General features: G+C 51.0%; 26 protein-coding genes and 1 pseudogene. 16 read left to right on the top strand and 11 right to left on the bottom strand.

Features of this window, described 5'->3' with window-relative positions; all coding sequences use genetic code 11:
• Nucleotides 1–241 precede the first annotated feature (241 nt).
• Complete coding sequence (locus HP435_RS10085) at nucleotides 242–2,071, top strand: peptidoglycan D,D-transpeptidase FtsI family protein (protein WP_173598606.1); 1,830 nt, start codon at nucleotides 242–244, stop codon at nucleotides 2,069–2,071.
• Nucleotides 2,072–2,162: 91 nt separating this feature from the next.
• Here the strand turns inward: HP435_RS10085 and HP435_RS10090 are convergent.
• A pseudogene (locus tag HP435_RS10090) lies at nucleotides 2,163–2,474 on the bottom strand (Mov34/MPN/PAD-1 family protein); the annotation flags it as partial.
• A 170-nt stretch (nucleotides 2,475–2,644) separates the two neighbouring features.
• On the opposite strand from HP435_RS10090, the gene HP435_RS10095 reads away from it, so the two are divergent.
• The 8 genes from HP435_RS10095 to HP435_RS10130 all read left to right on the top strand — a co-directional run bounded on the left by HP435_RS10095 (nucleotide 2,645) and on the right by HP435_RS10130 (nucleotide 10,270).
• Complete coding sequence (locus HP435_RS10095) at nucleotides 2,645–3,709, top strand: HD-GYP domain-containing protein (protein WP_122964174.1); 1,065 nt, start codon at nucleotides 2,645–2,647, stop codon at nucleotides 3,707–3,709.
• Nucleotides 3,710–3,921: 212 nt separating this feature from the next.
• Entirely contained in the window at nucleotides 3,922–4,488 is a 567-nt protein-coding gene (locus HP435_RS10100; protein WP_122964173.1) for a GNAT family N-acetyltransferase, read from the top strand.
• A 240-nt stretch (nucleotides 4,489–4,728) separates the two neighbouring features.
• Nucleotides 4,729–6,045, top strand: a complete 1,317-nt coding sequence (locus tag HP435_RS10105) for an SMI1/KNR4 family protein (protein ID WP_122964172.1) — start codon at nucleotides 4,729–4,731, stop codon at nucleotides 6,043–6,045.
• 36 nt (nucleotides 6,046–6,081) lie between these two features.
• Nucleotides 6,082–6,501: an immunity 22 family protein gene (locus HP435_RS10110; RefSeq protein ID WP_122964171.1), complete on the top strand. Its 420-nt coding sequence runs from the start codon at nucleotides 6,082–6,084 to the stop codon at nucleotides 6,499–6,501.
• Between the two features lie 277 nt (nucleotides 6,502–6,778).
• Entirely contained in the window at nucleotides 6,779–7,063 is a 285-nt protein-coding gene (locus HP435_RS10115) for a DUF4183 domain-containing protein (protein ID WP_122964170.1), read from the top strand.
• Nucleotides 7,064–7,149: 86 nt separating this feature from the next.
• The gene (locus tag HP435_RS10120) at nucleotides 7,150–7,557 is read left to right on the top strand and encodes a DUF4183 domain-containing protein (protein WP_122964169.1); all 408 of its coding nucleotides are present in this window, start codon (nucleotides 7,150–7,152) and stop codon (nucleotides 7,555–7,557) included.
• 129 nt (nucleotides 7,558–7,686) lie between these two features.
• A complete protein-coding gene (sigK, locus tag HP435_RS10125; RefSeq protein ID WP_063231313.1) occupies nucleotides 7,687–8,397 on the top strand; it encodes an RNA polymerase sporulation sigma factor SigK in 711 nt (236 codons plus the stop codon).
• A gap of 808 nt (nucleotides 8,398–9,205) precedes the next feature.
• Entirely contained in the window at nucleotides 9,206–10,270 is a 1,065-nt protein-coding gene (locus tag HP435_RS10130; RefSeq protein WP_063231315.1) for a hypothetical protein, read from the top strand.
• A gap of 1,018 nt (nucleotides 10,271–11,288) precedes the next feature.
• Here HP435_RS10130 and HP435_RS10135 read toward each other — a convergent pair.
• The 3 genes from HP435_RS10135 to HP435_RS10145 all read right to left on the bottom strand — a co-directional run bounded on the left by HP435_RS10135 (nucleotide 11,289) and on the right by HP435_RS10145 (nucleotide 13,789).
• Nucleotides 11,289–11,888 (bottom strand): hypothetical protein, encoded by a 600-nt coding sequence (locus tag HP435_RS10135; RefSeq protein ID WP_173598605.1) that lies wholly within the window; start codon nucleotides 11,886–11,888, stop codon nucleotides 11,289–11,291.
• Nucleotides 11,889–12,432: 544 nt separating this feature from the next.
• Nucleotides 12,433–13,284, bottom strand: coding sequence for a hypothetical protein (locus HP435_RS10140; RefSeq protein ID WP_173598604.1), 852 nt, complete (start codon nucleotides 13,282–13,284; stop codon nucleotides 12,433–12,435).
• Nucleotides 13,285–13,375: 91 nt separating this feature from the next.
• On the bottom strand, nucleotides 13,376–13,789 hold the full coding sequence (locus tag HP435_RS10145) for a hypothetical protein (RefSeq protein ID WP_173598603.1): 414 nt from the start codon (nucleotides 13,787–13,789) through the stop codon (nucleotides 13,376–13,378).
• Between the two features lie 569 nt (nucleotides 13,790–14,358).
• On the opposite strand from HP435_RS10145, the gene HP435_RS10150 reads away from it, so the two are divergent.
• The 4 genes from HP435_RS10150 to HP435_RS10165 all read left to right on the top strand — a co-directional run bounded on the left by HP435_RS10150 (nucleotide 14,359) and on the right by HP435_RS10165 (nucleotide 16,729).
• A complete protein-coding gene (locus HP435_RS10150; protein WP_122964298.1) occupies nucleotides 14,359–14,784 on the top strand; it encodes a DMT family transporter in 426 nt (141 codons plus the stop codon).
• Nucleotides 14,785–14,832: 48 nt separating this feature from the next.
• Nucleotides 14,833–15,531: a Crp/Fnr family transcriptional regulator gene (locus HP435_RS10155; protein WP_122964164.1), complete on the top strand. Its 699-nt coding sequence runs from the start codon at nucleotides 14,833–14,835 to the stop codon at nucleotides 15,529–15,531.
• Nucleotides 15,532–15,544: 13 nt separating this feature from the next.
• Nucleotides 15,545–16,012 carry a DMT family transporter gene (locus HP435_RS10160; RefSeq protein WP_122964163.1) on the top strand — a complete coding sequence of 156 codons (468 nt, stop codon included), beginning with the start codon at nucleotides 15,545–15,547 and terminating at the stop codon, nucleotides 16,010–16,012.
• Between the two features lie 171 nt (nucleotides 16,013–16,183).
• Nucleotides 16,184–16,729 (top strand): CarD family transcriptional regulator, encoded by a 546-nt coding sequence (locus HP435_RS10165; RefSeq protein ID WP_122964162.1) that lies wholly within the window; start codon nucleotides 16,184–16,186, stop codon nucleotides 16,727–16,729.
• Between the two features lie 306 nt (nucleotides 16,730–17,035).
• Here HP435_RS10165 and HP435_RS10170 read toward each other — a convergent pair whose 3' ends face one another.
• Entirely contained in the window at nucleotides 17,036–18,103 is a 1,068-nt protein-coding gene (locus tag HP435_RS10170) for a CapA family protein (RefSeq protein WP_173598602.1), read from the bottom strand.
• Between the two features lie 150 nt (nucleotides 18,104–18,253).
• Here HP435_RS10170 and murF point away from each other — a divergent pair, with 150 nt between their 5' ends.
• Together murF and HP435_RS10180 are read left to right on the top strand one after the other, a co-directional pair.
• Nucleotides 18,254–19,444 (top strand): UDP-N-acetylmuramoyl-tripeptide--D-alanyl-D-alanine ligase, encoded by a 1,191-nt coding sequence (gene murF, locus HP435_RS10175; protein ID WP_254223384.1) that lies wholly within the window; start codon nucleotides 18,254–18,256, stop codon nucleotides 19,442–19,444.
• 233 nt (nucleotides 19,445–19,677) lie between these two features.
• The gene (locus HP435_RS10180) at nucleotides 19,678–20,667 is read left to right on the top strand and encodes a C40 family peptidase (protein ID WP_122964159.1); all 990 of its coding nucleotides are present in this window, start codon (nucleotides 19,678–19,680) and stop codon (nucleotides 20,665–20,667) included.
• Nucleotides 20,668–21,244: 577 nt separating this feature from the next.
• On the opposite strand, the gene HP435_RS10185 is transcribed toward HP435_RS10180, so the two are convergent.
• The 6 genes from HP435_RS10185 to HP435_RS10210 all read right to left on the bottom strand — a co-directional run bounded on the left by HP435_RS10185 (nucleotide 21,245) and on the right by HP435_RS10210 (nucleotide 25,564).
• Entirely contained in the window at nucleotides 21,245–22,027 is a 783-nt protein-coding gene (locus tag HP435_RS10185; protein WP_173598601.1) for a FixH family protein, read from the bottom strand.
• 5 nt (nucleotides 22,028–22,032) lie between these two features.
• Nucleotides 22,033–22,644, bottom strand: coding sequence for an SCO family protein (locus tag HP435_RS10190; protein ID WP_173598600.1), 612 nt, complete (start codon nucleotides 22,642–22,644; stop codon nucleotides 22,033–22,035).
• 49 nt (nucleotides 22,645–22,693) lie between these two features.
• Nucleotides 22,694–23,563: a cytochrome c oxidase assembly factor CtaG gene (gene ctaG / locus HP435_RS10195; protein WP_063231423.1), complete on the bottom strand. Its 870-nt coding sequence runs from the start codon at nucleotides 23,561–23,563 to the stop codon at nucleotides 22,694–22,696.
• Nucleotides 23,564–23,728: 165 nt separating this feature from the next.
• Entirely contained in the window at nucleotides 23,729–24,199 is a 471-nt protein-coding gene (locus HP435_RS10200) for a thioredoxin family protein (RefSeq protein WP_122964156.1), read from the bottom strand.
• 3 nt (nucleotides 24,200–24,202) lie between these two features.
• Entirely contained in the window at nucleotides 24,203–24,631 is a 429-nt protein-coding gene (locus HP435_RS10205; protein ID WP_063231328.1) for a disulfide oxidoreductase, read from the bottom strand.
• A gap of 147 nt (nucleotides 24,632–24,778) precedes the next feature.
• The gene (locus HP435_RS10210; RefSeq protein ID WP_122964154.1) at nucleotides 24,779–25,564 is read right to left on the bottom strand and encodes a metallophosphoesterase family protein; all 786 of its coding nucleotides are present in this window, start codon (nucleotides 25,562–25,564) and stop codon (nucleotides 24,779–24,781) included.
• Nucleotides 25,565–25,760: 196 nt separating this feature from the next.
• Here HP435_RS10210 and HP435_RS10215 point away from each other — a divergent pair, with 196 nt between their 5' ends.
• Nucleotides 25,761–26,585: a cupin domain-containing protein gene (locus HP435_RS10215; protein ID WP_122964153.1), complete on the top strand. Its 825-nt coding sequence runs from the start codon at nucleotides 25,761–25,763 to the stop codon at nucleotides 26,583–26,585.
• The last annotated feature ends 86 nt before the right edge of the window (nucleotides 26,586–26,671 follow it).

Below are 26,671 nucleotides of genomic sequence, written 5' to 3' on the forward strand. Positions count from 1 at the left end.
AACACTTTATATTACGAACCGAAATGCTACCTATCACGTGTAATGAATTGGATATTTGCCAATGAAAATGGTGCTAGCCTTAAACATTTGGCACGAAAAAACGGTAGTGTGCTTAGAATTTTTGTGGAACAAATGCACCATCAGCACAAGCCGCTTGGAGTGTCAAGTTTTCGCACCGGATCGTTTTTCGCCCGGCTATTCTGGCAATACTGGGAAGAAAAGGGCGAGGAGGGGAAGCTTCATGCAACTGGATCGCCGAATCAAAAGACGGCATTTTTTGGTGCTGATGGTGATGTCGCTTGTCTGGCTGGGGCTGATCGCCCGTCTGTGGTGGATACAGCTCGGAGCGCCTCACCGCTTTTCCAGACGCGGGATCGACTTGGTGAAAGCCTCGGTGAAGCAGCGGCAGCAAAGTATCGTGCTGCACAGCGGGCGCGGAGATATTTTGGATCGGGGAGGCTATGCGTTCACGGGCGTGGAGCATTTGGCGCTGATCTTGTTTCCGCTCGCTCGTGGGAGCATGGAAGGCACAGATGGGCTTGTCAGACTGGCGAAGATCACCGGACAGCCGAGTGAGCGATTGTCGCGGGCGATGGAGCAGGCGAAGGTGCCGCAGCTTTTGCGCAATGACGCAGGCAAGCTGATCGAGCTAACCAAACAGCAGGCAGAGGAGATCAACGCGCTGGCGATACCGGGCGTGGTGGCGCTGGCGGTGACAGAGCGCTATCGCACGGAAGAAGTAGCGAAGCACCTCATCGGCTTTATTCATAAAAACCCCGGCATGGTCGAGTCCCTGTATCCCGATGAGTGGGCAAACGGCAAAATGAACGCCGAATCGACCGTGGGCGCGTCTGGTCTGGAGCGGAGCTTCGACCGCTTTTTGCAAGGCGTGGAGCCATCTGTCTTGTCCTACTATGTGGACGGTCAAGGAAGGCCGCTGCGTGGTCTCGATATTCGCTATACGAAGCCAAGCAACCAATACTATCCGCTGTCGTTGTCCACCACGCTCGATGTGGACATTCAGCGGCGCATGGAAGCAGCGGCTGAGCAGGTCAGGCTTCGGGAAGGCAGCTTGATTGTTCTGGATGCGCAAAATGCCGATATCATCGCGGCTGTCAGTCGCCCGGCCTACGACCAGACGAATGTGAGCGGGCTTGCGACAGAGTGGAAAAACAGAGCGTTCAAACAGTTGCCGCCAGGTTCCGTCTTCAAGACGGTAGTCGCTGCCGCCGCTCTGGCAGAGGGTGTCGTTTCCCCGACAGATCGGTTTACATGCAGCGGAGAGTATGGCAAGTACCATTTTTCTTGCTGGAAAAAAGAGGGGCACGGCAGCGTCACGTTGGAAGAGGCGTATGCGCAGTCGTGCAATATCGCTTTTGCCGAGGTTGCGAAAAGGGTCGGCGGGGAAAAGCTTGCGGAATACGCCCGTCGGCTGGGCTTGACGACAGAGGTTGGGCACGCTACGGCCCACTTGTTCAAGCTCGATGGTTTCAAGCAGCTCGATGGCGAAGAAAGCGGGCGTGTATTTGCCGAGGGCGTGTCCCACAATGACGAAGGCGTGCTGATCCAAAGCGCCATCGGCCAGCGCGATGTGCGGATAACGCCGTTGCAGGCAGCGAATTTGATGGTGACGATCCTGCGCGGAGGTGAACCCGCGCAGGCGCGTCTGGTCAAGGAAATCGCCTACCGGAACGGTCAGTCTTTTTACTCGTTTCCGGAGCAAAAGCTTGCGGCCGACGGCATCGACTACGTGACAGCCAGCAAGCTGCGAAAAATGATGCGCAAGGTCGTCACAGATGGGACCGGCCAGATGCTGCTGAACTCTTCCTGGCAGGTGGCCGGGAAGAGCGGGACCGCGCAGACAGGGAGTACAACCGATGCCAAAAATCACCTTTGGTTCGTCGGTTACGCTCCTTTGGAACAACCGCGCTTTGCGATCTGTGTCGTATCAGAGAACCAGCCAAGCTGGGGGAAGAACCAGGCACTGGAGCTTTTTCGGCGTGCGGTCGATGAACTTGCCGATTATACAGCTCGATCTTCCCGACCTCCTGGAGCGTATTCCCGAGAATGAAGCCGCGCGCCTGAAGCTGGTTGCGCTTGCCCAGCCCGACAATCAGCATGAGCGGCGAGGAAGACATGTACATGGATTGTGAAGCTTTTGTCCAGATCGTCCGTTTGTCTCCTTTGCTTGGAGACAGGCGCTTGATCGTGTGGCTGTGCCAATCCCCGATGTATTGCGACTGGCTGTTTCTGCTCATTTTGCGAACGAGCCGTTTGAGATAGTCATCGTCGAAAAAGATCGAATTGGGCTGGTGAATCGCTCGTGGCCCAGGGTCGCTGGCAAATGTCACGACCCACTTTTCATCACCGAGCGGATACCCCATCATTACCCCTCCTGTTTCCACCGAGGGTTTTTTTCGTACAGCCTGCTCGATCTGCCTCCATGCCTTTGGCGTGATGTACAGTGTTGTCATGAAACGAGGTCCCTCCTTGAGTTCACCGCTAGCATTCGCTCTATATCGTATGTGCGCAGGCGGCAGAAGGTCCCGCTCAGGAAATCATGGCAATTGTCGAAAAAAAGATTGTAACTCTCCTCCTTCCTTTCTATAATTTAGAAAAAGACATGACTGGAAAGGTTGATTGTATGCCTACGGCCCCCGTTGATCACACTCTGATTGGGCAAGAACTAGCAGATGACCTTTACTCGGATAGCGGTGTACTGCTGCTGGGGAAGAATACGACCATAACAGCTGCACATGTGCACATTCTCCTGAAACAGCGCGTACGGGAAGTCAACATCGTACGAACATGGTCAGAGGGAACTGGAGAGCATGTCACTACGCAATTATTCCAATTGGAGGCGGACGGGGAAACGGTTGCCGCCTATGTACAGGCTTTGGACCAGACGAGGTTGATTTTCGATCAGCTCAAGCAGGGGAAAGTAGCCAGCTTGGATCAGTTTTCGCAAGTTTTTGAGAATGTACTGGAAAAGTCCACGAAGGATTTGGGGCTTTTTCGCTCCCTTTACGTCCTGGAAGGGGCGGACAGTTATACATATCGGCATTCGTTGAACGTAGGCATTCTCTGTTCGCTAATTGCCCGTTTGCTGAAATGGGACGAGCAGCAGGTGACGTTTATGGGAACGGCTGGCTTCTTGCATGATGTGGGGAAAATGCGCATCCCGACAGAAATTTTGTTAAAGCCGGGCAAGCTGACAGACGAAGAGTTCGCGATTATGAAAAAACATACGACATACGGCTACGAAATGATCAAGGAGATGGAAGGCGGATCAGAGCGGCTTGCCTTGTGCGCCCTGCTCCATCATGAGCGACTGGACGGCTCCGGCTATCCTGAGCAGCGCAAAGGCCATGAGATTCCTTTGGACTGCCAGGTGTTGGCGGTTGCCGACATGTTCGACGCCATCTGCTCGGATCGGGTGTACAAAGGCCGCACCTCGCCTTTCGAAGCGGCGCAGCTTTTATGGAAAGAAGCTTGCAACGGGCTGTTGAGTATTGAAATAGTCTCTGTGTTCGTGCGTTACATTGCCTTGCTGTACGTCGGAGCGAGAGCGCGCCTGAGCAGCGGCGAAGAAGTCGAAGTGATCCTGATTCACCAGGACGAGCCGATGCGGCCATTGGTGCGGCGCAGCGGGGAGTTTCTCGATTTGCGCTACGAGCGCAAGCTGACGATCGAAAAGATGATTGGATAGAGCCGCTTTGATGCGACTGCGACCGCTCTCGTTTATGAGAGCGGTTTCTTTGTTGCCAATTTGTGACGGATGTCCCGGTTGCTCGACCTTGGGTGTAAAGTGTGACACAATAAAGCGGAAGCATGATCGTACAGGCAACAAAAAAACGTGTCCACGGACGATTTTCCGATTGGAGATGACGGGTGGACGCTTACATGCAGGGAGAGAGTAACATGATACGTAAAGCGGAACCTCAAGATGCAGCTTTTGCGGCACCGCTGATTTATGAAGCGATTGGCGACATCGCCCACACATTGACCGGAGCGACAGAGCAGGAAGAAGCGCTCTTGCTGCTGGAGCAGTTTTTTGCCCAAAAAGGCAATCGGCTCAGCTATGAAAATGCGGTTATCGCCATGCGTGAAGGCGTGCCGGTCGGCGTAGCGCTTTTCTACCACGGCAGTCAGACAGAGCAGCTGGATCGCCCGTTTGTCGAGTATGTTCAAAAGCGGACAGGAGTTGCGCCCACGCTGGTGAAGGAAGCGCGCGACGATGAATTTTATTTGGACTCGGTCGCCGTTCGGGCCGATCAGCGCGGCAAAGGAATCGGAAAAATGCTGCTTTCGGCATTCGAAGAAGAGGCAATCCGGCGCAAACACGACCGCATCGCCCTTTTGGTAGACGAGGAAAACCCGCGTGCCCGTCAACTCTACGAATCAATGGGCTATCGTCAGGACGGGAATGTGACGGTGAGCGGACATCAATTCCGCCATATGGTAAAAAGCGTATTAGTGACGGTGTAGCGACAAACGTTTCTCTCGGGCCAGCGATGACAGGTCCGGGAGAGGCGTTTTTTTGTGGTGTCGGCTGGGGGGAGGGACTTTTACGTAAACGTTAGCCCAGCGTGAACGCAGAAGCGGTGTTTTGGTGTATATGTTGGATAAAAATGGTTCTTTAGAAGGTTGAAAGTCGCGAGCTATATTCGCAACAATGAAAAAAGAAGGATTGTGATAAACGAGCAGAGTGGAAGGAGCGCTGTAGCTATGCGCCAACAAATAGAAAAATGGGTTTCTGCGTGGAGAGCGCTGATCGCGGATATGGACAGGCAGGGCGCGCACACCTGGCCGCTGATCATCGCTGATCCTGCGCAGCCGTGGCAAGTGGACGAAGCAGAGCAGCGACTGGGGATCAGTCTGCCGCTTGCGCTTCGACGTCTTTTTCTGGAAGGGACAAGCGAAGTTCAAATATACTGGTCGCTTCCTACTAGGACCGTCGAGCCATTTTCCCTCGGCGGGGATATCGGCTGGAGCCTGGACAGTTTGGAGTGGCCTTATTTCGGTCACGACGACGAAAGCGCCGACGAGCGACAGTACCTTTGCTTCCACGTCGGCGGCAATGGCGACATGTTGCTCTTGGATTTGCGAGCATGCGCGGACGATCCGCCTGTTTACGCCTGGGGGCATGAGACAGACGAATATATTTTGCTCGGGCACAGCTTCACAGCGTTTGTCGAGCGGGTGACCGAGCTGGGCTGTATTGGAGCGGAAGTGTGGAACTACGAGCCTTTTGCTGGCGCAGATGGACTCGATGTGCATGGGGAAAATGCGGTTCGCTGGAAAAAATGGCTGCAAACGTACCGGGAGCTGACGCTGGAAACCGCAGCAACCGATTTTGCGCAGCTCGTCGAGTACGCTGCCTTGCATGGCGCAGACGACGAGCGTGTGCGAAAAGCGTTCGATCAGTATGACGCAAAAGTCGTCCAGCAGGCTTGGGTGGCGAAAATCAGCCAGGCGCCGAACTTTGCTGCAAAAGAGCCATGGTGCCAACTGCTGGTTGAAACGTTGGGGATGAAGGCGGCGAATTGGGTTCGCTCGCTGTGGGAATCAGCTGGGCAGGAAAAGCTTGTTTCAGATGTCCAGCGGGCGTACTTGTCAGCGGTTTGCCTGCCAAAAGAGGAAGGCTTGCCGCTGGTGCTGGCCGAGCTGGACAACGAGGCGAACAGCGAGACGATGAGCGGCTATACAGCCTATGGCCGCCTCAAGCATTTTCGTGCCAGGGAAGTCATCGCCTGGATGGAAGCATATGCGGCGTACCCGCTCGAAGGATGGGACAAGCTGTTTGCCGTGTCTGCTCCCGAATGGCATGATCTCGCACATTGGCTGGCAGGCAGTGAGGCACAGCGCCAGATTGCGCTCATGGCTTGGGGGCGGATGCTGGACAAGGGGGATGTTCCAACAGGCGAGCCGGATTGGACAAAGCTGGGCAGCTTATTGGACTTGGCAGCGGAGAAGGCCGTTTTGCGCAAGGAACGGGAGCGGGTCGAGCGCATTCGTGCTGCCTATGGTGAGCATGCACGCTAAACCGATGAGTCAGTAAGAAAAGGAGATGAGGTGTCCATGAAGCATGTCGTGGTGGTGTGGGGAACAGACTTGCAAACAGAGGATGAGCTGCAAGCTTTTCTGGAGCCAGTATATACGGAAGATGGAGACATGTATCCATCGGAATTTATGAAAGCGACAGGACTCACATGGGTAGATGAAGACTTTTTTGAAGTACACGCCGTGGCGAAGGCAGAGGAGCGAGCAGATTTTTTGGAGTATTTGCGACAGGAGTGCGTTTCGGATGGGGAAATTTTTGCCGAGAAGCTGCCAGCTGCGTTTTCCGAGGAATTGACTGGCTACCCGACCGTGCTGCTGTTGTACGGGCAACAAACGGCTTACGGCACGGTTAATGAAGAGCTGTTTTCACTCGCGGGCGAACCAGAGGCAGAGCATGAGCGAGTGAAGCTGCTGGCGAAAATTGAATATGAGGCTTGAAAGGGAAAGGCGTCCGCGGGAAGTGGACGCTTTTTTTGATTACTCCGTCAGTAGTTGTTGACGAGACGCTGCATAATCATTTTCCATCCAGGTTGGCAGGTTGGAGCACGGCTTTGCTATCAGACAAGGATAGATTTCTAGCATAAAGGCAGCGGGAGCCACCAAGAAAATATGCTTTCTCCCAAATGATGTTTGTCCGTTTCGGGAAAGCCGATTCCTTCATTTGATATGTAATGTAAGGTTCATCCTTACTACTTTTCACGAGGAGTTGGTGTACATGCCAATCATCAAACCATTCATGACGTCTCTGCGCTTCAACTCGACAATTGGAGCAGGAACAGGCACAGGAGCGACTTTTGCGATTGCGGCCACAGCATTCAGCACGGACGCGGGTACTGCTGCGACAGCATTCCCATCCACTTTTGCCTACTACAACCTCTATATCAACGGTGTTTTGCAGCCAGGAGGCACGTCTACTGTCACCACATCCACGCTGACGATTCCTGACGGAGACGCTGAAAACGATGGTGTATCTGTCTTGGTTGAGTTTGTCGTCAACTAAAAGAACAAACAAGTTCAAGGGAGGCCCCAGGCGATTGTACATGCCTGGGGTAATCCCATTCCAGCGCAAGAGAGGAGTGAATCGTTTTGCAGCATAGAAACATACAGCGAAGCGGAGGGCAGCGAATTTATACGGTCAATGTGCGTTCGCAAGTCATGCCGCCCTATGGCTGCCCGGACATTTTCCCCGGTCAGCCGTGCCCAACCTGTCCTCCTTGTCCGTGCACTCCTGGCTTGCTTGCGACCACGATCTACCAATACACGACGTTTTCAGACGGACAAAAAAATATGTATACAGATGCTGACGCCACGCCGCAGCTTAGCACTTCGGGGATTATCGGGCAGCAAACCGTGTCCATCGTCAACTTGTTTATCAATGGCATCTTGCAGCCTCCCAATAGCTACTTGGTTCAGCCCGGAGTTTTGGTTTTGAGCGAAGTGCCTGCGCAGGGCGCCCCGATCATTTTGCAATTCATCCAGATCACGACGTCCTGAAGCACACAGGCTGGAGAGCAGAAGCAAGCCCCGCAACATACAACAGCTGTTTTCGGGTGGTACTTGCACATCTGGGTATTCGCCCACATAAGGATAGGAGTAAGCTATATAGACGTGGAGGTGGCAGCCATGTCCAGCATCATTGCGGCGCTTTCCCTTGTGTTTAAAGAACTGGTTATGTTTGTTGCTTATGTCAAGAACAATGCGTTTCCCCAGCCTCTTCAGGATACGGAAGAAGAAAAGTACCTCCGCCTCATGGCAAAAGGCGACCCGTATGCCCGCAACAAGCTGATCGAGCACAATTTGCGGCTGGTGGCGCATATTGTGAAGAAGTTTGAAAACACCGGAGAAGACAGCGAAGACCTGATTTCCATCGGCACGATCGGCCTCATCAAGGCAATCGAGAGCTACCAGGTGGAAAAGGGCACCAAGCTGGCTACGTATGCAGCGCGTTGTATTGAAAATGAAATCCTGATGCATTTGCGAAGCCTGAAAAAAACGAAAAAAGACGTTTCCCTGCACGATCCGATTGGGACCGATAAAGAAGGGAACGAAATTACGCTGATCGACGTGCTCGGCACAGAAACCGACGAAGTGGTCGATGCTGTGCAGCTCAAACTGGAATCAAACAAGATTTATCAGCACATCCATATTCTCGATGAGCGCGAAAAAGAAGTCATCATCGGCAGGTTTGGTCTGGATCAGGACAAAGAAAAGACACAGCGCGAAATTGCCCGCGAGTTGGGGATTTCTCGCTCATACGTATCCCGCATCGAGAAGCGGGCGCTGATGAAGCTGTTCAATGAGTTTTACCGGACGAAGCAGACGCAGGGCAGGTAGGAGAAAAGGATGTGATTGACAGAAAATCAATCACATCCTTTTTCTGCGCAAGCTTTGTTTCCGGTGCCTGATGCTGAATATCTGGTCGCACAAGGATAGCGTCCGAAATCACCCAAACGAGGGAGTTTTTTCGTAATTGCACTTCTGTTATTTGAACCTTTTTTCATATCAGATAAGCGTGCCAGTGGAGCCGGGTAATAGTAGTGGGGCCGTTGTGAACGAGTACGGGGATCTTATCGGGATTGTGGCACATGTGTTTGGCAATCAAAAAGTGCCGAATTTTGCTGCGATAATTTTTTATCAATATGCAGCAAGAAGTGATTTATATGCTGGATTTGACATGGAGCCTCTATGGGTCGTAACGGCTGACAAGCCTATCATACACACCGCTCCATGTCAAATCCAGTTACATTAACCTGCATAAGTAATTGCTGCAAAATTAAGCACTTTTACCATGCGATTTACAGCACAGCGTACGTCGGTAAACGTCACACGTGGGAGCGTTAAGGAAAATGTTTCGGGCGGTGAAGCGGTCAATGTAAGTCATCCAGTTATTCGAGAGTGGATCACAAGATACTTGTAAAGCAAGCAGCCTTCTGGCGGTGAGAAAGCAGCTGGGGGGCCATTTTTTTTCCTACGTTTAGGTGTCGCACTTTAATATTACAATCCGTCATACATAAAACCTAAAACGAAAGCCGATTTTTAATGGGTCAATAAGGCAGGAATTCAAAACATACAGAAAGTTATTTACAAAATTAGGTAATATGTAATAAAATTGATATGTTTCCAATAAAAGGAGGATGCATTAATGAAGAAAATGAGATTATTAAAAACTACTCTATGTTCACTCTTGTGTTACACAACTTTTATTGTTGGAATGTCTGTGCCGCCTGTAAAAGCTGAAAGTGCTAAACAAATTTACGAGACACCAGAACAAGTGAAAGTGAAAACGTTTGAGATAGACAGTGATGGAGAATTCGAAGTAACTGGATATAAGGAAATTACATCGAATACCAAAGTGATTAAAGAGGGGTCCGTAATTGAAGCAATCGTGCATTCGAAGGAAGATATTTTCGATATAGATGGAAATTATTTGGCTACAAAATACATCTATGAGGACTCAATGAATGATTTGGAGACAGGAGAAGCTAAAGTTAAAAGGATTGTGGAAGAAGAAACAGAAGGAAAGAATTCTAACAGTACCATACGTTCGAAAAGGGATGCTTCGAGCATCGTAGACATAGTTGAGGGAAAAGTCGATATATTATCGGAAAATTTCAAAGAGTCGAAGGGTATTACCTACGAGCAGGTGGAAGAAATACGTGATACTGCAGAAAAGCTCAAAGAAAAAATTGATAGAGAAGGTTTTAAGTCAGCATTAGCTAATTCGGTAGAAGCTGCTGGTGCGTTTGATAATTACTATAATGAGGATTTATCTGATGGTACTTTCACTGTACAAGTTTTAAGCGAAAAGGCTCACAAATATGTTAAAGGAAAAGGAAACACTAAAGACGGAAACAATGCTAGAAGTCTAAGTAAATTTCAAGGGTATATCGATGATTACGAGCAAGGCATAATGAACGACATGAAGGGTTCAAAATATATACCAGAAGTTACCGCTTGGGTGGTTGCTATCGCAGGAGCTATAGCTCTTGTAGCAGGTTTCCCGGTTGGCGCAGCAGGATGGGTGCAAGCAGTTTATGCAGGGGCTGCGACTACGAGTACGCTAGCGGCTATTACTGGAGCTGCATATGCAACTAATGCTCGTCTGCAAGCGAGTGCAGAAGTTGCTGGTAACCTTGCGTCGGCCCAGAAAGTGATGTATTACAAAAATTGGACGAATACGAAGTTTACTTTAGTGAGTGGATATTAAATAATTAGAAAAAAGCCATTAGTCTGTATGGACAATGGCTTTTTAAGCCTTCAACGACTATGGATCGAGGTGCGAAAATGGATAAGAAAGTTGTTTTACAAATCACTATCTTAATCTTGTTTGTCTCGCAAGTGATCGGAATGTTTTTTCTAGATGGTCCTCTTCCCATACTAGGCTTACTTGCCGGAGGGGCTCTTGGTTCTTTAGTTTGTTTCTATATTATTACAAAACATTCTCAATAAGGCATGTATGACTATAGATAACAAATTACTGGCCCTGGCCTGAAGAAGTTCAACATAGAGTTTGGAGAGCGGCTCTACCTTTGAACCTCTCTCGGGTAACGATCTCCAAGAAGACCTAATCTGGAGATATGACTCCGGCGGCTGCTGGAAAGCTGACATTGGCTCCGGTTGGAAGAACAGTTCCATCGGAGCAAACGAAAGAAAATAGGCTCTACCTTGTACTAAACGTAATCGTAAAATAGTCCTCACCTTGTGAAAGGATAGGGACTATTTTGTAAATACCCGACAGGTCAATGGAAATCCTTGTATTTTACCTAATATTGCAGCTTAAAAATGCTCAAGACAGTGCCGTATTCGCGGGAGTTTGCATGACCTGTCGCCCGTAGAATTTGGAAAGGCTGTAGAACAGCAACGAGTGAAGCCATTTGTTTTAAAAGTATAGCAAGAGTAATGATTAGCGCTGTTTGCCTCTCTTCGACCTAGGTGACACTAGACCTTTACCTGCTTACTCTATCAAATGGTTGAAGAAAATGAAAAACGAAGAAAACGCGAGAATGAGGGATACTGACTTAATAATTGAGGAGTTAAACCGATTTCATGCTCCGAAAGAATCTTTTAACTGCCCTTTTTTGCCTATAAATTTTTCCCCGCTTTGTTCTGATTAGGTTGATTAAAATACAAACGACCCACAAGGGGGGGCATCCCATCTTATGGGTCACAGTTCATACTTTATCCATCAGTTCTTGTTCTCTGATATGCTTGATCAGAATTGTTTTCTATTTATTCATATTTTTAATGTACATGCCAGTAACCTGTTGTCCGTCGTAAACCCATCCTGCCGGAATCGGAGAATATTTGCTGACCAGCAATACGGTTCCATAAGGAGCGCCGTTGGCATTCATGATTGTTTTGCTGTCATAATTCTCGCGCAAGACAACCCAGCCAGTTGGAATCGGAGAGAATTTGGTGACAGTGAACTCTTGGCGATAAGAAGCTCCTGTTGTGCATTTTATCACCCTGCCAGCTACTTCATCTCGCAAAACGACCCATCCTACCGGAACGGGAGAGTATTTGCTGACTCGCAATTCCTCGCCAAATGGCGCGCCTGCTGTATTTTTGATTAGTTTTGAACCGAGATCTTCGCGAATGACGACCCAACCTTGCGGGACAGCAGAAGATTTTTTGATCCATTTCTCCTCGGAGCTCCATCCTTTCGCTTTAGCAGCAAAGGAGGAGTCTGCCTGCCAACGAACGGTAGTTGGCGCACTCTTGCCATCGTTTGCCGGCAAGTTTACTTCTGCGGCTTGAACCTGAGATGTCAGGATGGTAGCAAATAACGCTACGCCTAATGCTGAAAAAACAGTGTTTTTGAACATAGTGATTCCCCTGCCTCTCCTATCGGTAACATCTGTTTCAATATACCATATTTTTCCAATCATATATAGTTTTATTTTATGAATAAATTGTCATAAGTTTGTGAGCATAGAAATGCTTATACTTCCAACAATCTAATAGGGTCTTACGAGGATGCTGTCGTGATCGTTCCACTTGACAGTAAAAAGCATGCAATCAATTATTTGATTATAGAAATAAATAGTAATTTTTACTCTGCCACCGCTGATGAAGAAGAAATGAAGAAAATACGCGCATTGGAAAGGAAAATGAGATGATCTGCCAGTCAGGTGAGCGAGAGCTAGAGAGCAAAGAGGTGGTTACATGGAATTTTTCATAATAATCGGCTCGAAAATGATCGTATTTCACCTGCTATCCATAATTCTCAGTGGCTTTTTACGTTTTGTGTGGCCGAAGCTGCATTTGTTAGTTTTGTTATTCGACTGAAAACGGCAGGCATACCACACAAGGCAAACAGACCGGAAGCCCAAAAACCCCAAAACCCCAAAACCCTGGTCTGCATAAATCTTACCCGCAAATTTTTCCGCCGTTTTTAATAAGCCATTCGCCCGTCTCCCAGTCGGACAGCCCCTTTCCTTCCGATTTGTAGTACAAATCAAAGCGGAAGCCCAGCCCATGATCCCACGGGCTTTTGATGGCGACGCAGCGAAAAATCTCTTCCAGTCCCGGTATGGCAAATCCGTTGGGGGCGGGAAATAGCGCCTCCATTTCTTCGCGCGATATATTTGTTTCCAAGGCAAACTGAAAAAGCGGCTTGGCGGTATACGAATCGTAGACCAGTTCGAACTTCGGCGTTCGTTTCACCGAGAAATCCGTGATGTTTGTCGCATGTTCCTCCGCTTCCGCCGGGATAATGAACGGCCAGTCTTCATCCGGGTAGCGGTACAAGTTGCAAACGGTGGAAAGCGTGGCGAGGAACTTATCCCATTCTGGACGTGGCATGAGCGTAACCGGGATGTTGACTCCCGTATGATCGACTCCTGTCAGCCTGCCTTTCAGTTGATGATATAGCTGGGAAATGTCGATGCCAGCAGACTGTTCCTGCGTCTGGGGTAGCTCCGCGTGCAAACGGTTCAAACTTGCCAGCTCGATACCCGCAGATTTGCGATCGGAAATAAGCAAATCTGCCACTTTCAGCTTAAACGCTTTTGGCGAATGAAACACGATGGCGGGAAATGCTGCATCTCCCGTGCGAAAATCTGTTGCCGGCATTGCCGAGCCGGAAAACAAAGGACGGAGCTGGTCAGCTTCTCGGAAGTGGGGAACCTCTTTTAGCAATTGGGAAAAGTAGGAGCACCATTCTTTTTCAGCAGCATGCTTGTTAGGAAAAACATACGAGATCAAATCCAGACGGTTCATGTTTCGTCTCCTTTGCTCCAGGGGATAGGGAAGAGCGGAATCGCTTCGATTCATAGACTCTTGAACCGAAGCGATTCTGACGAAACACTGTCTACAGAGACAAAACAGCCGCCGCCGCTTTCTTTTTCCAGCAAGACAAAGCAAGATAGCCAAACGCCAGACCGCAAATAATCGAAGCCTGGCTTCCGTATTCAGCGAAGAAAGACAGCGGCACATCTATTCCTACGGGATAAAAGTAAACGAGAAAAATCAGATCGATGAGAAGAGCAGGAATGCCGAGCACGGTAAAAGGCAGCCAATCGAATGTCCAGCTTCCTTTTGTCACGCATGTCTGGATAAAGGTCGGCAGGGCAAAAACCAGCCCGATGAGAACAGGGTATAAAGTGGTGAACAGGAGAAACGGTAAGCGTTCGAAAGTAAGCGCCGCCTCTTCTTTCAACAGCTGCTCGCAGTACAGAATAACATCGAGCATGAACACCGCAATGATCAGAAAAACAATATACATGAACAACCGTTTACGTGTAGAAATAAGAATCTCCTCCTGAGTGTTGTGCGCAAAACTTACGGCTTAAAATGTGGGCAAAGCAGTTGTGTCCAGCTGCGGCAAAGCCAGGTGTTGCCGCGACTTCAGCGTGAGGGCCAAGCCATGTGCCAAGATGGTCTTTTTCCTGTTCATACTTCCTCCTATGTTTTTACAAATGGCATACATTGAGTATGTCGTATGAACAGGAAAAAAGTAACGGGTTTTTGGTTAAAATGCTAAAATTTAGGCAAAAACGCCCGTGAGGAGTTGGATAACAAGCCCGTGGCGAGCTGCAATCCGCTCGTATCCAGCAGGGGACGAACTGTAAGCTGCAAGTTGCAAGTGACGTTCAAACCGGGAACGGGAATCGGGAGCAGTAACCGATCAAAGGGGAAATGCAGCGGCAAGTTCGGCCCTCTCAACCGCTTTTCCTAAACCAACATCGACAGCCTTCAGGATCAATCCGAGGGTTCTTTCTTTTTCAGGACATATGTCCTTCCCTGCAAGCCTGCATCTGTTTTTTAATGAAGGAGGGAATGGGGGAGAGGGAATTGAAAGGCATCCTTTTTGCATTTTTCGCAGGGGCATTCCTCACTTTGCAAGGAGTGGCAAACGCCCGGATCAGCTACGACATCGGAACGTGGCAAGCCGCGACATTGACTCAGTTGACGGGCTTTGTCGCCGCTCTTTTCGTGCTGCTCGCCAGCCGAAGGGCAAACTGGCAGGCACTGCGGCAAGTGAAGCCGCTGTATCGGTTTGGCGGTGCTTTTGCCGCCGTCATTATTTTCGGCAATGTCTTTGCGATCCAACAGATCGGAGTGACACTGACGATTTCGACGCTGCTGATAGCACAGCTTGGGTTGACGTTTCTCATCGACAGCAAGGGCTGGTTTGGAGTGAAGAAACAGCAGGTAACGTGGCCGCACGTGGTCGGAATCGGCTTGATGATCGCAGGAGTGGTCATACTAAAAGCTTGATCGGATCATCAAGGGGATAGAGAGCAGAAAGCGGGGGAAGAGCCAGTCATGCGAGTAACGCAAGATCGTGAAGAGCAAAACCATTATTTGCAGGCGTATCAGCTGGAAACGGTTTTCCCCGAGGAGCTGCAGGCGCATATGACGCTTTGCTATTTGGAGCGAGGAGAGCTTATTTGTTCCCAGGGAGCGAGCGCGGACACGCTTTATGTGCTGGTGAGCGGGAAGCTGAAAATATTTACAAACTCGCAGGAAGGCAAGACGCTGATCCTGTCGTTCAAGACGCCGCTTGAGGTGATCGGGGATATTGAATACGTGCGGGAAATGGAGACAATGAACACCGTTGAGGCGGTAGCACCGTCTGTGCTGCTTGCCGTGCCTTTCCGTTTCCTGAGAAAATACGCGAGCAATCATGCGCCGTTTTTACACTTTTTGCTGGAGATTATTACGAAAAAATTTACCGTCAAGTCGAACGATTTAAGCTTCAACTTGCTGTACCCGGTAGAAGTGCGACTGGCGAGTTATTTGTTGTCGGTGTGCTTTGAGGACGGGGATTCTAGCCTCAGAGGACAAGTAAGCTCGGCGAGCCTGTCCGACGCAGCCAACCTGATCGGCACCAGCTCTCGCCACGTGAATCGCGTTCTTCAGCAGTTTCGTCAAGCTGGATTGGTCGAGCGCGAGAAGACGCATTTGTTGATCAAAGACAGACAAGGCTTGCAAAAAGTAGCCAATCCGCATTTATACGCGTAGGAGGGGGAATACGATGCTTGCAGGACTTGTTCTCGCGATCGTGGCCGGCTCACTGGTCAGCTTGCAAAATGTTTTCAACAGCAAGGTCAACGAGCGGGCTGGGTCGTGGACGACGACGACTTTGGTGCTGGGGATGGGGTTTTTGGCCTCGCTCGTGTGCGGTCTTTTGTTTGAGGGGGAAAAGCTGTGGGAATGGCGCAACATGCAGCCGTGGTACTGGTTTAGCGGGCTGATCGGGGTGGGAGTGGTCACTTGCCTGGTACAAGGAATCCGCCTGCTGGGCCCGACGCTTGCCGTTTCCATCGCCTTGACCTCGCAGCTCAGTTTTGCCCTGCTGTGGGATTCGTTGGGATGGATGGGGCTGACCCAAGTTCCTTTTACATGGAAGCAGCTAAGCGGTGTACTGGTTGTGATCGTTGGCATGCTCGTGTTCAAATGGGGCGGGCAAAAAAAGAGCCAGGAATGGTCGAAAGCGACGTGAGTCGGTAGACCGTCCCTGGCTTTTTCGTCTGTCTGGCTTGTTCACAAAAGTTTATGTATTTTTATCCAAAAGAAGATATTGACTTAAAATAAATGTGCATGATAAAATTAAAAATTTTAAAATCAATAACTGTGTTATAATGGAGAAGATCGCATTGTAGGAGGTGGACGTATGTTTCAGGTTGGAGACAAGATTTTTTACCCGATGCACGGGGCAGGCGTAATTGACGCCATGGAGGAAAAAGAGTTTCTGGGTGAGAAGCACCTCTATTATGTGCTCCATATGCTGCAAAGAGAGTTAAATATCATGGTCCCCGTTGAAAAGATGTCCGCGCTGGGGATTCGGATGATTGTAGATGCCGACATTTTGGACAATGTGTTGGCAGCGATGCAAGAAAGGAGCCCTGACTCCGCGCTGAATGCGGCACAGCGATTCAAGCTGAACACGGAAAAAATGAAGCGTGGCGATATTCATGAGCACGCGGAAGTGGTTCGGGATTTATGGGTGATCAGCAAAGGGAAAATATTGGGAACGAGCGACAAGCTGATGCTCGATAATGCCCAACAGCTGATAAGCAGCGAAATTGCGCTGGTCAAAGGTCTGGATTTGGAGCGGGCCACCCAGATTTTGAAACAAGTGTTGGCGACAGAGCCGAGCAAAGCAGACGAGGGGGCCTCCGAGCAGACGGCGGCAGGCTATCAAAAGTGCGTGCTGTAATCGAACGCAAATAGAAAAGGGTGTGATTGCCATTGGCAGTCGCACCCCTTTTTTCATGGTGGGAAGAAAGAACTAGCCGCTTTTGGACACGGACGAGCGAACCAGATTGTATTCCAGTCGGCTGGCAAAACGGGCATACCCCGCACATGACTATTGATCAGCCCATTGCTGGTATGATGTCTTCCTTGGCTATAGATTCAGCTCAGACCGTTCGGATGTCTCTTCTGAATAATTTGCTTTTTCTCCATTTTTCCATGCTATCAAAGCTATAAAAAAACAGAGGGAGCAAGGACGAGACGCTCCCTCCTACTCGATCAAAATGCCTGGCTTCCGGCCGATGATGCGAACAGCGCGGTCCCACATCAGGCGCAGTTTTTTTCGCTGCATGAGCGGGAGGTGGATGTCGGGACGCCTCAAATAGGAGCGTATGGGAACGACGCGAAAACGGACGCGCCCGCCATACGTGTAACGTTGGCAATAGGTGGGAATGACGGATATTCGCCCGATGGATACCCGACCCTCTGCCTCCTTTTCTACAGAAAAGCGCAGAATGGCACCGATTTGCGATTGATCGAAGCTGAGCATTTTTTCCGAAGTGAAATTCCCCAGCGAGTAGGCGACCAGTGTGCGTTTTTTCTCTCCAGTTGCCAGGGTGGCGGTCGGTGCGACGACAGGCTGCAAGACGTGAGGATGCGCGCCGAGAATGACATCTGCTCCGTGGTCGAGCAAGCTTTGGACGAGCAGTCGCTGATTGGCGGTCGGAGTGTAGCGGAACTCCACGCCGAAGTGCAGCGAGACGATCACGAGGTCGACGAGCGGGCGAACGGAAGCGATGTCGCGCAAAATGGCATCGCGCATGATGAGATTGACCAGCCACGGCATGTGATCGGGAATGACCTGCTTGTTCGTGCCGTACGTGTAGGCGAGCACAGCGATGCGGATTCCGTTTACTTCCTGGATCAAAGGGACGGTCGAGTCTTGCAAGGAGCGGTACGTGCCTGTGTGAGCGAGCTTGTGGCGATCCAGCACGTCCAGTGTGCGGAAAAGTCCGTTTGGCCCTCCGTCCAGACAGTGGTTGTTTACGGTCGTCAAAAGGTCGAAGCCGACTTGTTTGAGATCGCGCGCCAGCTCGTCAGGACAATTGAATCTGGGGTAGCCTGTGCGCGCCGAGCCGATCTGATAAGGTTGACTCTTTCCGGAAAAGGTCGTCTCCAGATTGCCAATGGTCAGATCGGCACCTGTCAAAAGCGGAGCAACAGGGGCGAACATATCGGCAAAGGAATATTGATCGGCTGAAGCCAGCTTGGCGCAAGCCACTTGATTCTTCCACATGAGAATATCGCCTACTGCGGCGATCGTGACTTTCTTGTTCATTGGCTTCACCTCTCCCATCTACTCTATTCCAAAAGTTGTCTGCTTGTTTTGGATAGAAGCGGAACGTTTTCATAGATGACGGTCTATACAGGCTGTCTCAGCCGCTCATACAATAGGAAAGCTGATTGGGAGAGGGAGGCAGAGGGGGGATTGTCAGTGAAGAAAAAGGCAGGAAAAACCAGGCCGCAAAAAACGCTGATTCTGAACAAGCCAGTGATCGCAGTCACAGGGAGCGCGGGAAAAACAACGACAAAAGAAATGATCTTCGCGATCTTGAATAGACGTATGTCCACGTATCGGTCGATGTACAACAAAAATTTTCTCGGCAATACGCGAGCGCATGTCAAACGCTTGCGGGACGAGCACGAGGCGGCTGTGCTTGAGTTTGGAATCTTGCGAAGCGGGCACATTCAACAGCATTGCCGGATCATTCAACCGAACATGGGCGTGATTACGAATATTGGCACGGCGCACATTGGCAACTTTGAAGGCAAGGCAGGGCGCCTCGCGATGGCAAAATCGGAGCTGATTCGCAACATGAAGCCGACAGGAACCGTGTTTATCAATCGGGACTGTCCTTACTCCCGCCGATTTGCCGGGCAGCCTTTCAGAGGAAGCTTTGCTGGCAGATTCGTCACGTTCGGGATCGAGCAGGAAGCCGATTATCGGGCGGAGCACATCGTGATGGAGGCAGACGGAATCTCTTTTGTCTGCCAGATCGGACAGCAAAGCGAGGCGTTTTTCATCCCGACGCTGGGAGGACATAACGTGTACAATGCTTTGGCAGCGATCGCCGTGGCGCACACGCTCGGCATACCGCTCGCGGATATCCGGCAAGGATTGCGCCAATTTCAGCCGCAAAAAAAACGACTGGTCTGCTATCGCCTGAACAACAACGTGCAAGTTCTCGACGACACGTACAGCTCCAACCCGGATGCAGCCAAGGCGGCAATCGACGTCCTCAGCCAGTCTGAACACGGTACAAAAGTAGCTGTTTTGGCGAGCATGCTGGAGATGGGCAAATACGAAGTACAGGGACATGAAGAAGTCGGGCAGTATTTGAGCAGCAAAAATGTAGACTACTTGTATACGTTCGGCAGCAGTGCCCGCCATATCGCGCGTGCGGCCATTCGCGCAGGCTTTCCGGCAGAGCGGGTGATGCATTGCGCAAACAAGGAAGTCTTGCACCGCAGTCTCGCCAAACGCGTGAAACCGGACACTACCATACTGGTCAAAGGCTCCCACAAGCTGAAAATGGGAGAAACGGTGGAGTTTTTGCGCAAGGTGACAGCGGGCAGCAAACTCCCGCGCAGAAAGCTGCCGAATCGAAAGCAGGCGTAACCAAACAAAACCGGGCAGGCGTTTGTCCCAAAAGCGGACAAGGGCCTTTTTGCCGTGAGAGCGAAGAGAGGGGCGAGTGATTCCGAAGCGGGCAAAAGCTAGGGCTATGGTCATCCGACTATGTAATCAAATCCTCAATTGGAAAGATTTACAGACTTATACACATACGCTTTTTCCAGTAAAGTGGGTTTGTACCCAATCTGTTGGGAAAAACACAGCCAGGAGGAGAACGAATGACGAAACGAGATTGGTTGCAAAAGTCGACTGTCGCCGTCATGCTAAGTACATCCCTGCTTCTGTTCGCGGAAGGTGGACAGGCAGCAGCTAAGACTGTGGATTCACAATCTTCTGTGAAAGCGGAGGAAATTGTCAAGCTGACACAATCGTTGCTCGGCAAGGACTATAAGTACGGGGCAGTAGGACCCAACTCATTCGGTTCAGCAGGCTTGGCCACTTATGTGTACAAAAAAGCCGGGCTGACCATCGACGACACGATTGATGAGTTGTACAAGGCGGGAGAGGCCGTCTCTGCCGACAAAATCGAGCCAGGAGACTTGCTGTTCTTTTCCTCGAATGGGAAAGGAAAGCCGAGCTTCATGGGCATCTATATCGGAAATGACCAGTACATATACTCTTCGCAGGGCGAAGACGCAGTCGTTTTGAAAAACGTCAGCGATTATACGAAAAAGTTGGTAGGTGCGCGCCGAATTGCCGTTTTGGACAACGGGACAGGCACGACCCCGACTCCGGACCCAGGCCAGGAGGAAGGCTCCAACTCTGGCGAGATCGCAGATAACGTGATTGCGGCAGGCAAAAAATATTTGGGCACACCTTATGAATACAGCTCGACCCGTTCCAACAAAAAGACGATGGATTGCTCCGAATTTACGATGTGGGCGTACCGCGATGGTGCCGATATCGACATGGGCAATGGGGGAGCGCGTTCGCAAGCCGACTTTGTGAAAAAAAATGGCACGTACACCACGGATATCAACAAGCTGAAAAAAGGCGACCTCGTTTTCTTCATGGCGTATAAAGGCTACAAGGAATCCGATTACAAAGGAATCAATGTGCCGAAGCAAAGCATTACCCACGTAGGCATCTACATGGGCGACAACAAGCTGCTGCATACGTTTTCGAAAGAATCCGGCGGAGTGAAAGTGACCGACTTCAAAAATACGCATTGGGAATACCGCTTCATTATGGGTGGACGGCCTTATTAATACAGTCAGCGACGGTGCGATTGCACCGTCTTTTTTCATGAGCGCGACACAAGCAGGCAGAGGCAGTAGCGGAAAAAATAGGTGAATGACCGCGGGCAAACGCACAGTCCATCTGTGCGTTTGCTGCATCTCTTATAGGGAGACTTGTAGGAGGTGAAACGTCATGTCATATCAGTATCCCCCAGGAGGTTATCCACCGCCGCCGCCGCCACCCGGAGGTTCATCTGGAGGCTTTCCTCCGCCACCACCAGGTCCACCCCCAGGAAGGACGCCCAGCTCACCGGGATCGCGAGGGTATGGGGGAACAAGGCGAATTGAACCGGGCGGCTTCTATCCCTGCTTATATCGCTATACGTATATTTGGCTGAAAAATGGCCGTTCCTTCTGGTTTTACCCTGTTTTCATAGGCCGTACATCCGTGACTGGCTATCGCTGGAGACAAAACCGCTGGGAATACTACGGTTTGGAACTGGATCGGATTGCTTACTTTACATGCTGATCAAAACAAAACGGCCTTCCCGCGTTCAGGGAATGGCCGTTTTTGTTTGCGGTTTGCCGCAAGCAGGGCAGCGCGCTGTTACTTGACGGTGACCGCAAAATCTTTATGGTCGTGAATATCGCCTTTTTCCAGATGGACTTTCACGGTGTAGTCGCCAGCAGCGGGAAAGGTCAGCTTGCCTTCGTACTGCCCGGCACTGCTTTCTTTGGCATCGACGAAGCTGTGCTTGGCCTCATTTCCCGTCCAAAATTCGAATTTGACCGTGCCGCCTGAGAACGGCTGGTTGTCTTTCATCAGGTGAACGAGCATCGCTGCTTCTGACTGCGCTGCAAGCTCGTCTGGCGGCATGAGGTGAAAATCGACTCCGCTTGGCGCATGCGCTTCACCGGAAGCGGCTTGGCGGTGATGCTCGTGCCCTGTTGCCGTCTGCTCCGTGGCGTTAGCGCCAGCAGGGGAGTTGCTGTCTGCCGCTTTTACCGTAAACGGTGTTTTGCGCATGTTGTGGAAGTCGCGGGCGGTGACGTGATAGTAGACAAAGTAGGAGCCAGGCTCGCTGATCGTCTGCTGCGCCGTATAGACGCCGTCGGCTACGAGCTTTGCCGGGATCGTCTCATGCTTTTCCTGGCCATCCTTCCACCATTCAAACGATACTTCGCGCGCATCATCTACCGGCTTTCCTTCCTGGGTCACCTTGACCGAAAACGTAATCGTGCCTCCAGCTACAGGCTCCGTTGGTTCCAGCGTAAATGCGGCGTCCACAGGGGCGCCGGAAGCAGCCTCCATCCCCTGGTCATTCTGGTTGGAGCATGCCGCAGCCAGAACGGTCAGCACGGACAGGAACAGCGTGAAAAAGCGTTTCATTTGCGTTACCCTTCCTTCTTCAAGTTCAACAACTCTTGATAAATTTGCTCGGGATCAAATTCTTCCCCCATGCCGAATTTGCGAATAACCGCGTTGTTTTGATCGACAAGATAGGTGCTTGACGTGTGGGAGATGAACCCGTCATCCGTCTTTTTGGCAAAAAAGCCGAGGGAACTCGTCACCGTGCGAATCGTCTCTTCGTCGCCGCGCAAGATCGTCCAGCCGTCTTCTGCAATGCCGAGCTGTCGGGCATAGTAGCGCAACACGTCAGGCGTATCGTTTTGCGGATCGATCGTGATCGTCAAAAAGTCGACGCCTTTTCCCATAACCCCCGCTTCCTGCAAACGTTTTTGCAACTGCACCATCTTGATCGTGGTGGTAGGGCAAATATCGGGACAGCGAGTATAAATCAGCTCGACCAGCCGGACGGTTCCCGGCTTGGGAGAGAGGGAGTAGGCGGCTCCATCCAAAGTTTGCAGCTGTGCATCCGGCAACTTGGCTGAAACCTCCGAAGGGGTGAGCCAAAGCCACGAAGCGATGAGAGCGGCAAGGACAAAGAGCGGCAACAAAAGCACGAGCCGTCTGAGTCGAGTGGCGGCAGTTGGGGTGAGTGGCACGCCGGATTCCTCCTTTTTCAAATGGCGAGGCAGAACAACTCGCGGACGGTTACTGCGGCATCAGTCCATCGTCAGGCTGGTCTTTCTCTCTCCGGTACCAGGCTGCGAAGACGTAAGCGAGCACGGAACCGTACGTCAATTCCTGCAACAGCTTCATGATGATTCCGCCCAGACGCTGATCCTCCAACGGCGGCAGGGGAACGGCGAACATCGATTTGTCGATCGGAGCGGAGAAAAACGGCGCGCACAACATGGAAGGCCCGTTTACATACGTCTCGTAAAGCGCCGACTCGGAGAAAATGATCAGCGCACAGGCTGGCGTAATCAGCACGCCGTTGGCAAAAATATAAGCCAGCTTTTGCAGCTCGGACAGCCGATGGATCTCCGGGATGGGAGCGATTACAGGAAGCCACATCCAAAGAGCTGTCACCAGGAGCAACAGGTGAATCAGGTTGTGCGCCGCCAAATTGTTCATCGTCATGTCTAGAATAACAGGCATGTGATAAAACGAGAATAGGGCATTGAACAAAAGGACGGCAGGGATCGGATGGCTGACCACGCGCAAAAACCCTTTCAACCCTTTGCGGTAAAAAAGGAAGCGCATGAGCCAGGGCGGTGTGCCGGCCAACAGCAACAAAGGCATCACGAGATAGAGAATCGACTGCTGAAGCATATGGGCGCTGAACAAAAAGTGGCCCGCGACATTCAAGGGGCTGCCCATGCCGAAGTAAAACAGCAGCAAGCCGAGGGAAAACGATAGTTTCTGTTTGAGCGAAGCAGGTTTGGCGTCAGGGAAAGTATGGCGCAAAGGTCCTGTCAAGGAAAAGTAAGCCAGTCCGATCAGAGCCGTCAACAGAAAAAGCTCCGGGTTCCACGTCGCCCGAAAGCCAAAGGTCTCGGTCAAGTATATAAGGGTCAACACCATTACCTCCGTTTTCCTGGAATATACCCAGTATCCATTATAAGCATTCGTTTCCAAAAGCCTAATGACTCTTTCGGGCTATTTCTGGCTGTTTTCGTTCACAGTTTTGTCACCGATACGAGAAAAGGCCCTGGAGCTTTCGCGTCCGGGGCCTTTTGTCCGCTATGATTTTTTCTGCTCTTCCAGCCATTTCTTCCACTGGTCGGCTTCGTGGCCGCCTACCAGACGAGCTACTTCCTTGCCGTCTTTGTAGTGAACGAGAGTCGGGGTGAACTCGATCTGGAAATCATCCCAGCTTGCGTTAAATTCGAGCAGGTTGTGCTTTTTCATGTCGATTTGCATGTCTTTGACGATCGGCACCAAAACAGGTGTCGTAGCGCGGCAATGCTCGCACAGCGGGCTGTAGTAGTAGACGTACAAGTCTTCTTTGCCCGCGATCTTGCTCTTCAGCTCGTCCGGCATGATCAGGTTGTCGTACAGCGGGTCTTGCAATTGCTCGATAGTAGCCGGATTCAGGTTGGCTTTGCCGTAAGGGTTGCCGGCAGCGGCCTGGCGGTTGGACATATCCGAGTACACAATCGCGCCGATCAGGAGTGCTGCTACCAGGATAGACAGGAAAATAATCTTTTTCATGCATCAATTCTCCTTTGCGTTTTTCATGACGATGAACAGCAAAATACTGATCAAAGCAAATGCGACCAGCGCCAGAAAAGGAATGGTGATAAACCCGAACCAGTTGATGTAGTCCGTATTGCAGGGGACAATGCCGCAAGCGTTGCCCAGCTCATGCAGGAAGGGAACCTTTTGGATCAAGTAATGATAGAGGGAGATGCAGCCGCCGATCAAAGAGAGAATCAAGGCGTACGAGGACATTTTGTAGTCCTTTTTCGCGGACGCCACTCCGAGCAAAATGATGAGCGGATACATCAGGATGCGCTGGTACCAGCACAAATCACACGGTATGTACTTCAATACTTCCGAAAAAAACAGACTTCCAGCCGTGGCAATCAGGGACAGGCCCCAAGCCGCAAACATGGATTGTTCCATCACTTGTTGACGTTTCATAACAACACCTCGTTCATATCTTACCATATTACGATTCGGAAGTAGATTATAAAAAGTAACAATTTTTCAAAGGGAAAGGCTTGTGCTTGTACCAAAAACAGGATAGAGGCGCTACCCGAAGCGCTAGGGCTACAGGTAGTGTCGCCGTCAGATGACGCGTACTTGCATGGCAGGCTGGACGTCGCCAACAGGGACAAAGATCGATTGCAGAGAGGGCCACTCTACCAACAATACTCCTCGCCGATAAGCGGCACCGCCATCGATGCCGATCAGGTTGCCGCGCCGCCAGGGACCATAGCCTTCATAGTCAGGCAAACGAGGCACCGGGGTATGACCGAAGACGATTGGCCTGTCTCCTTCATAATAAAGGTAGAAGGGCTCGCGAATCCACAGGAGATCTTCTGGATTTTGCTGGCGCAGCGGAATGCCGGGACGAATGCCCGCGTGGACGAGCAGAACAGCGGGCGCTCCCGTCTGCGGATCGGCTGGAAGCTCCATGTACAACGGCAAGGCGGACAAGGCGGGCAACAGTCCCGGGTACTCGCTCTGAATCAGCCGTCGAGCTTCCTCTTGTTCGGCGTTGGATGGCATGGAATGGAGAAAAGCCCGGCGCAGAGGGTGGTTTCCCAAGAGCGAACGGATCGTGGCATCTCCGCCGTTGTAACGCAAGTACAGCTCCGGGTTTCCTTGTCCTTTCAGCCAATCCTCCAGCATCTGCTCGTGATTGCCTTTCAGGAGAAAGACCTGGTTTGGATATTGCTTTTGCAAGGTAAACAGGTCGAACAGCACTTCCTTCGATTCCGGGCCGCGGTCGATCATATCGCCGATCACATAGAGACGATCTCCCGTTTGCGGGGAAAAGGAGGCATCGCGCAATGCTCTGCGAAATGCCTGGTTCTGGCCGTGAATGTCCGAGACGAAATAGGTGGCCACTTCCACTCACCTCCCATGAGGACTTGGCGCGACTCTTATTACGATATGCCGATCAGGAGAGGGAGTGCCAATGCAACGAGCCGTGCGAGCTGAATCCAGGCTGCCTCGTTGAAAACATAGGCGCACCAACTGGGCGTTCGGGAATATGGATACCTATGAGACATATACCCAGAACGTTGGAGGGAAGACGGGACAGATGGCTACCACTTATCGGGACTATACTTCGCCGAATACGCAATTTACGTACGATATGCGCAACAACACGTTTTTTCGAAAAGACGCGGGCAACTTCATCGATTCTCTCGGCATCCAGCAGTTGAACACGCTGGGCAACACTTCGCTGCTCGACATCTTTTTGACGACTGGAAACGTGATTGAGCCACATATTCATCAAAACGCTTCCGAACTGGTTTACTGTGTGTCCGGCGAGGCAGCCGTTTCCATTATTAATCCATTCACGAACCAGTTGCTTACTTTCCATATCAAGCCGAGGCAAGTGGCGAATGTGCCGCAGGGCTGGTGGCATTACGAGATTGCCCTGACGGACGATACGCATCTGATAGCCGTTTTTGACGCTCCGGTGCCGGAAGTGATCTTTGGCTCCGACATCCTGCGACTGACCCCGGCAAGCGTATGGGCGCACACGTACTGCCTGGACGAAGCGAAGGTCAAGGACACTTTTGCTCCGATCCCCCGAACCGTTGTCATCGGTCCGCCGCTTGGTTGCCAGCGAGGGGCGAATCCGGGAGCGAACCAAGGCTCGAATCCGGGCGCAAACCAAGGCACGAACCAATGGAACAGCCCGTCCAGCCAGCTTCCGCACTACGGCTATTCCAGCCAATGGCCGACAAGCTCCTATTATTACGATGCCGCCGCTTATGCCCAGGCGCCGGAGTACGGACAGTACACGCACTATCCGGAACTGTCCGGGTACACGTATTACCCGCCCAGCCAGCCTCAGCTCCAGCAACAGCCTCAGGCGTCTTATCCGCAGCAATATGGATATGCCGGAACGTATTAGCTAACGTACGAGACACAAGACTCCTTATTTGCTGTACACTTCCTTTTTCTTCCTTTACAATGAGAGCAAAAAAGCGGAGGGATGCA

This window comes from Brevibacillus sp. HD3.3A (assembly GCF_013284375.2).
Classification (GTDB): domain Bacteria; phylum Bacillota; class Bacilli; order Brevibacillales; family Brevibacillaceae; genus Brevibacillus; species Brevibacillus parabrevis.

Excerpts from the sequence above, each read along its gene's own strand:
- HP435_RS10085 (WP_173598606.1), top strand. The coding sequence starts at position 242 with ATGCAACTGGATCGCCGAATCAAAAGACGGCATTTTTTGGTGCTGATG.
- HP435_RS10095 (WP_122964174.1), top strand. The coding sequence starts at position 2,645 with ATGCCTACGGCCCCCGTTGATCACACTCTGATTGGGCAAGAACTAGCA.
- HP435_RS10100 (WP_122964173.1), top strand. The coding sequence starts at position 3,922 with ATGATACGTAAAGCGGAACCTCAAGATGCAGCTTTTGCGGCACCGCTG.
- HP435_RS10105 (WP_122964172.1), top strand. The coding sequence starts at position 4,729 with ATGCGCCAACAAATAGAAAAATGGGTTTCTGCGTGGAGAGCGCTGATC.
- HP435_RS10110 (WP_122964171.1), top strand. The coding sequence starts at position 6,082 with ATGAAGCATGTCGTGGTGGTGTGGGGAACAGACTTGCAAACAGAGGAT.
- HP435_RS10115 (WP_122964170.1), top strand. The coding sequence starts at position 6,779 with ATGCCAATCATCAAACCATTCATGACGTCTCTGCGCTTCAACTCGACA.
- sigK (WP_063231313.1), top strand. The coding sequence starts at position 7,687 with ATGTCCAGCATCATTGCGGCGCTTTCCCTTGTGTTTAAAGAACTGGTT.
- HP435_RS10130 (WP_063231315.1), top strand. The coding sequence starts at position 9,206 with ATGAAGAAAATGAGATTATTAAAAACTACTCTATGTTCACTCTTGTGT.
- HP435_RS10135 (WP_173598605.1), bottom strand. The coding sequence starts at position 11,888 with ATGTTCAAAAACACTGTTTTTTCAGCATTAGGCGTAGCGTTATTTGCT.
- HP435_RS10140 (WP_173598604.1), bottom strand. The coding sequence starts at position 13,284 with ATGAACCGTCTGGATTTGATCTCGTATGTTTTTCCTAACAAGCATGCT.
- HP435_RS10145 (WP_173598603.1), bottom strand. The coding sequence starts at position 13,789 with ATGTATATTGTTTTTCTGATCATTGCGGTGTTCATGCTCGATGTTATT.
- HP435_RS10155 (WP_122964164.1), top strand. The coding sequence starts at position 14,833 with ATGCGAGTAACGCAAGATCGTGAAGAGCAAAACCATTATTTGCAGGCG.
- HP435_RS10160 (WP_122964163.1), top strand. The coding sequence starts at position 15,545 with ATGCTTGCAGGACTTGTTCTCGCGATCGTGGCCGGCTCACTGGTCAGC.
- HP435_RS10165 (WP_122964162.1), top strand. The coding sequence starts at position 16,184 with ATGTTTCAGGTTGGAGACAAGATTTTTTACCCGATGCACGGGGCAGGC.
- HP435_RS10170 (WP_173598602.1), bottom strand. The coding sequence starts at position 18,103 with ATGAACAAGAAAGTCACGATCGCCGCAGTAGGCGATATTCTCATGTGG.
- HP435_RS10180 (WP_122964159.1), top strand. The coding sequence starts at position 19,678 with ATGACGAAACGAGATTGGTTGCAAAAGTCGACTGTCGCCGTCATGCTA.
- HP435_RS10185 (WP_173598601.1), bottom strand. The coding sequence starts at position 22,027 with ATGAAACGCTTTTTCACGCTGTTCCTGTCCGTGCTGACCGTTCTGGCT.
- HP435_RS10200 (WP_122964156.1), bottom strand. The coding sequence starts at position 24,199 with ATGAAAAAGATTATTTTCCTGTCTATCCTGGTAGCAGCACTCCTGATC.
- HP435_RS10205 (WP_063231328.1), bottom strand. The coding sequence starts at position 24,631 with ATGAAACGTCAACAAGTGATGGAACAATCCATGTTTGCGGCTTGGGGC.
- HP435_RS10215 (WP_122964153.1), top strand. The coding sequence starts at position 25,761 with ATGGCTACCACTTATCGGGACTATACTTCGCCGAATACGCAATTTACG.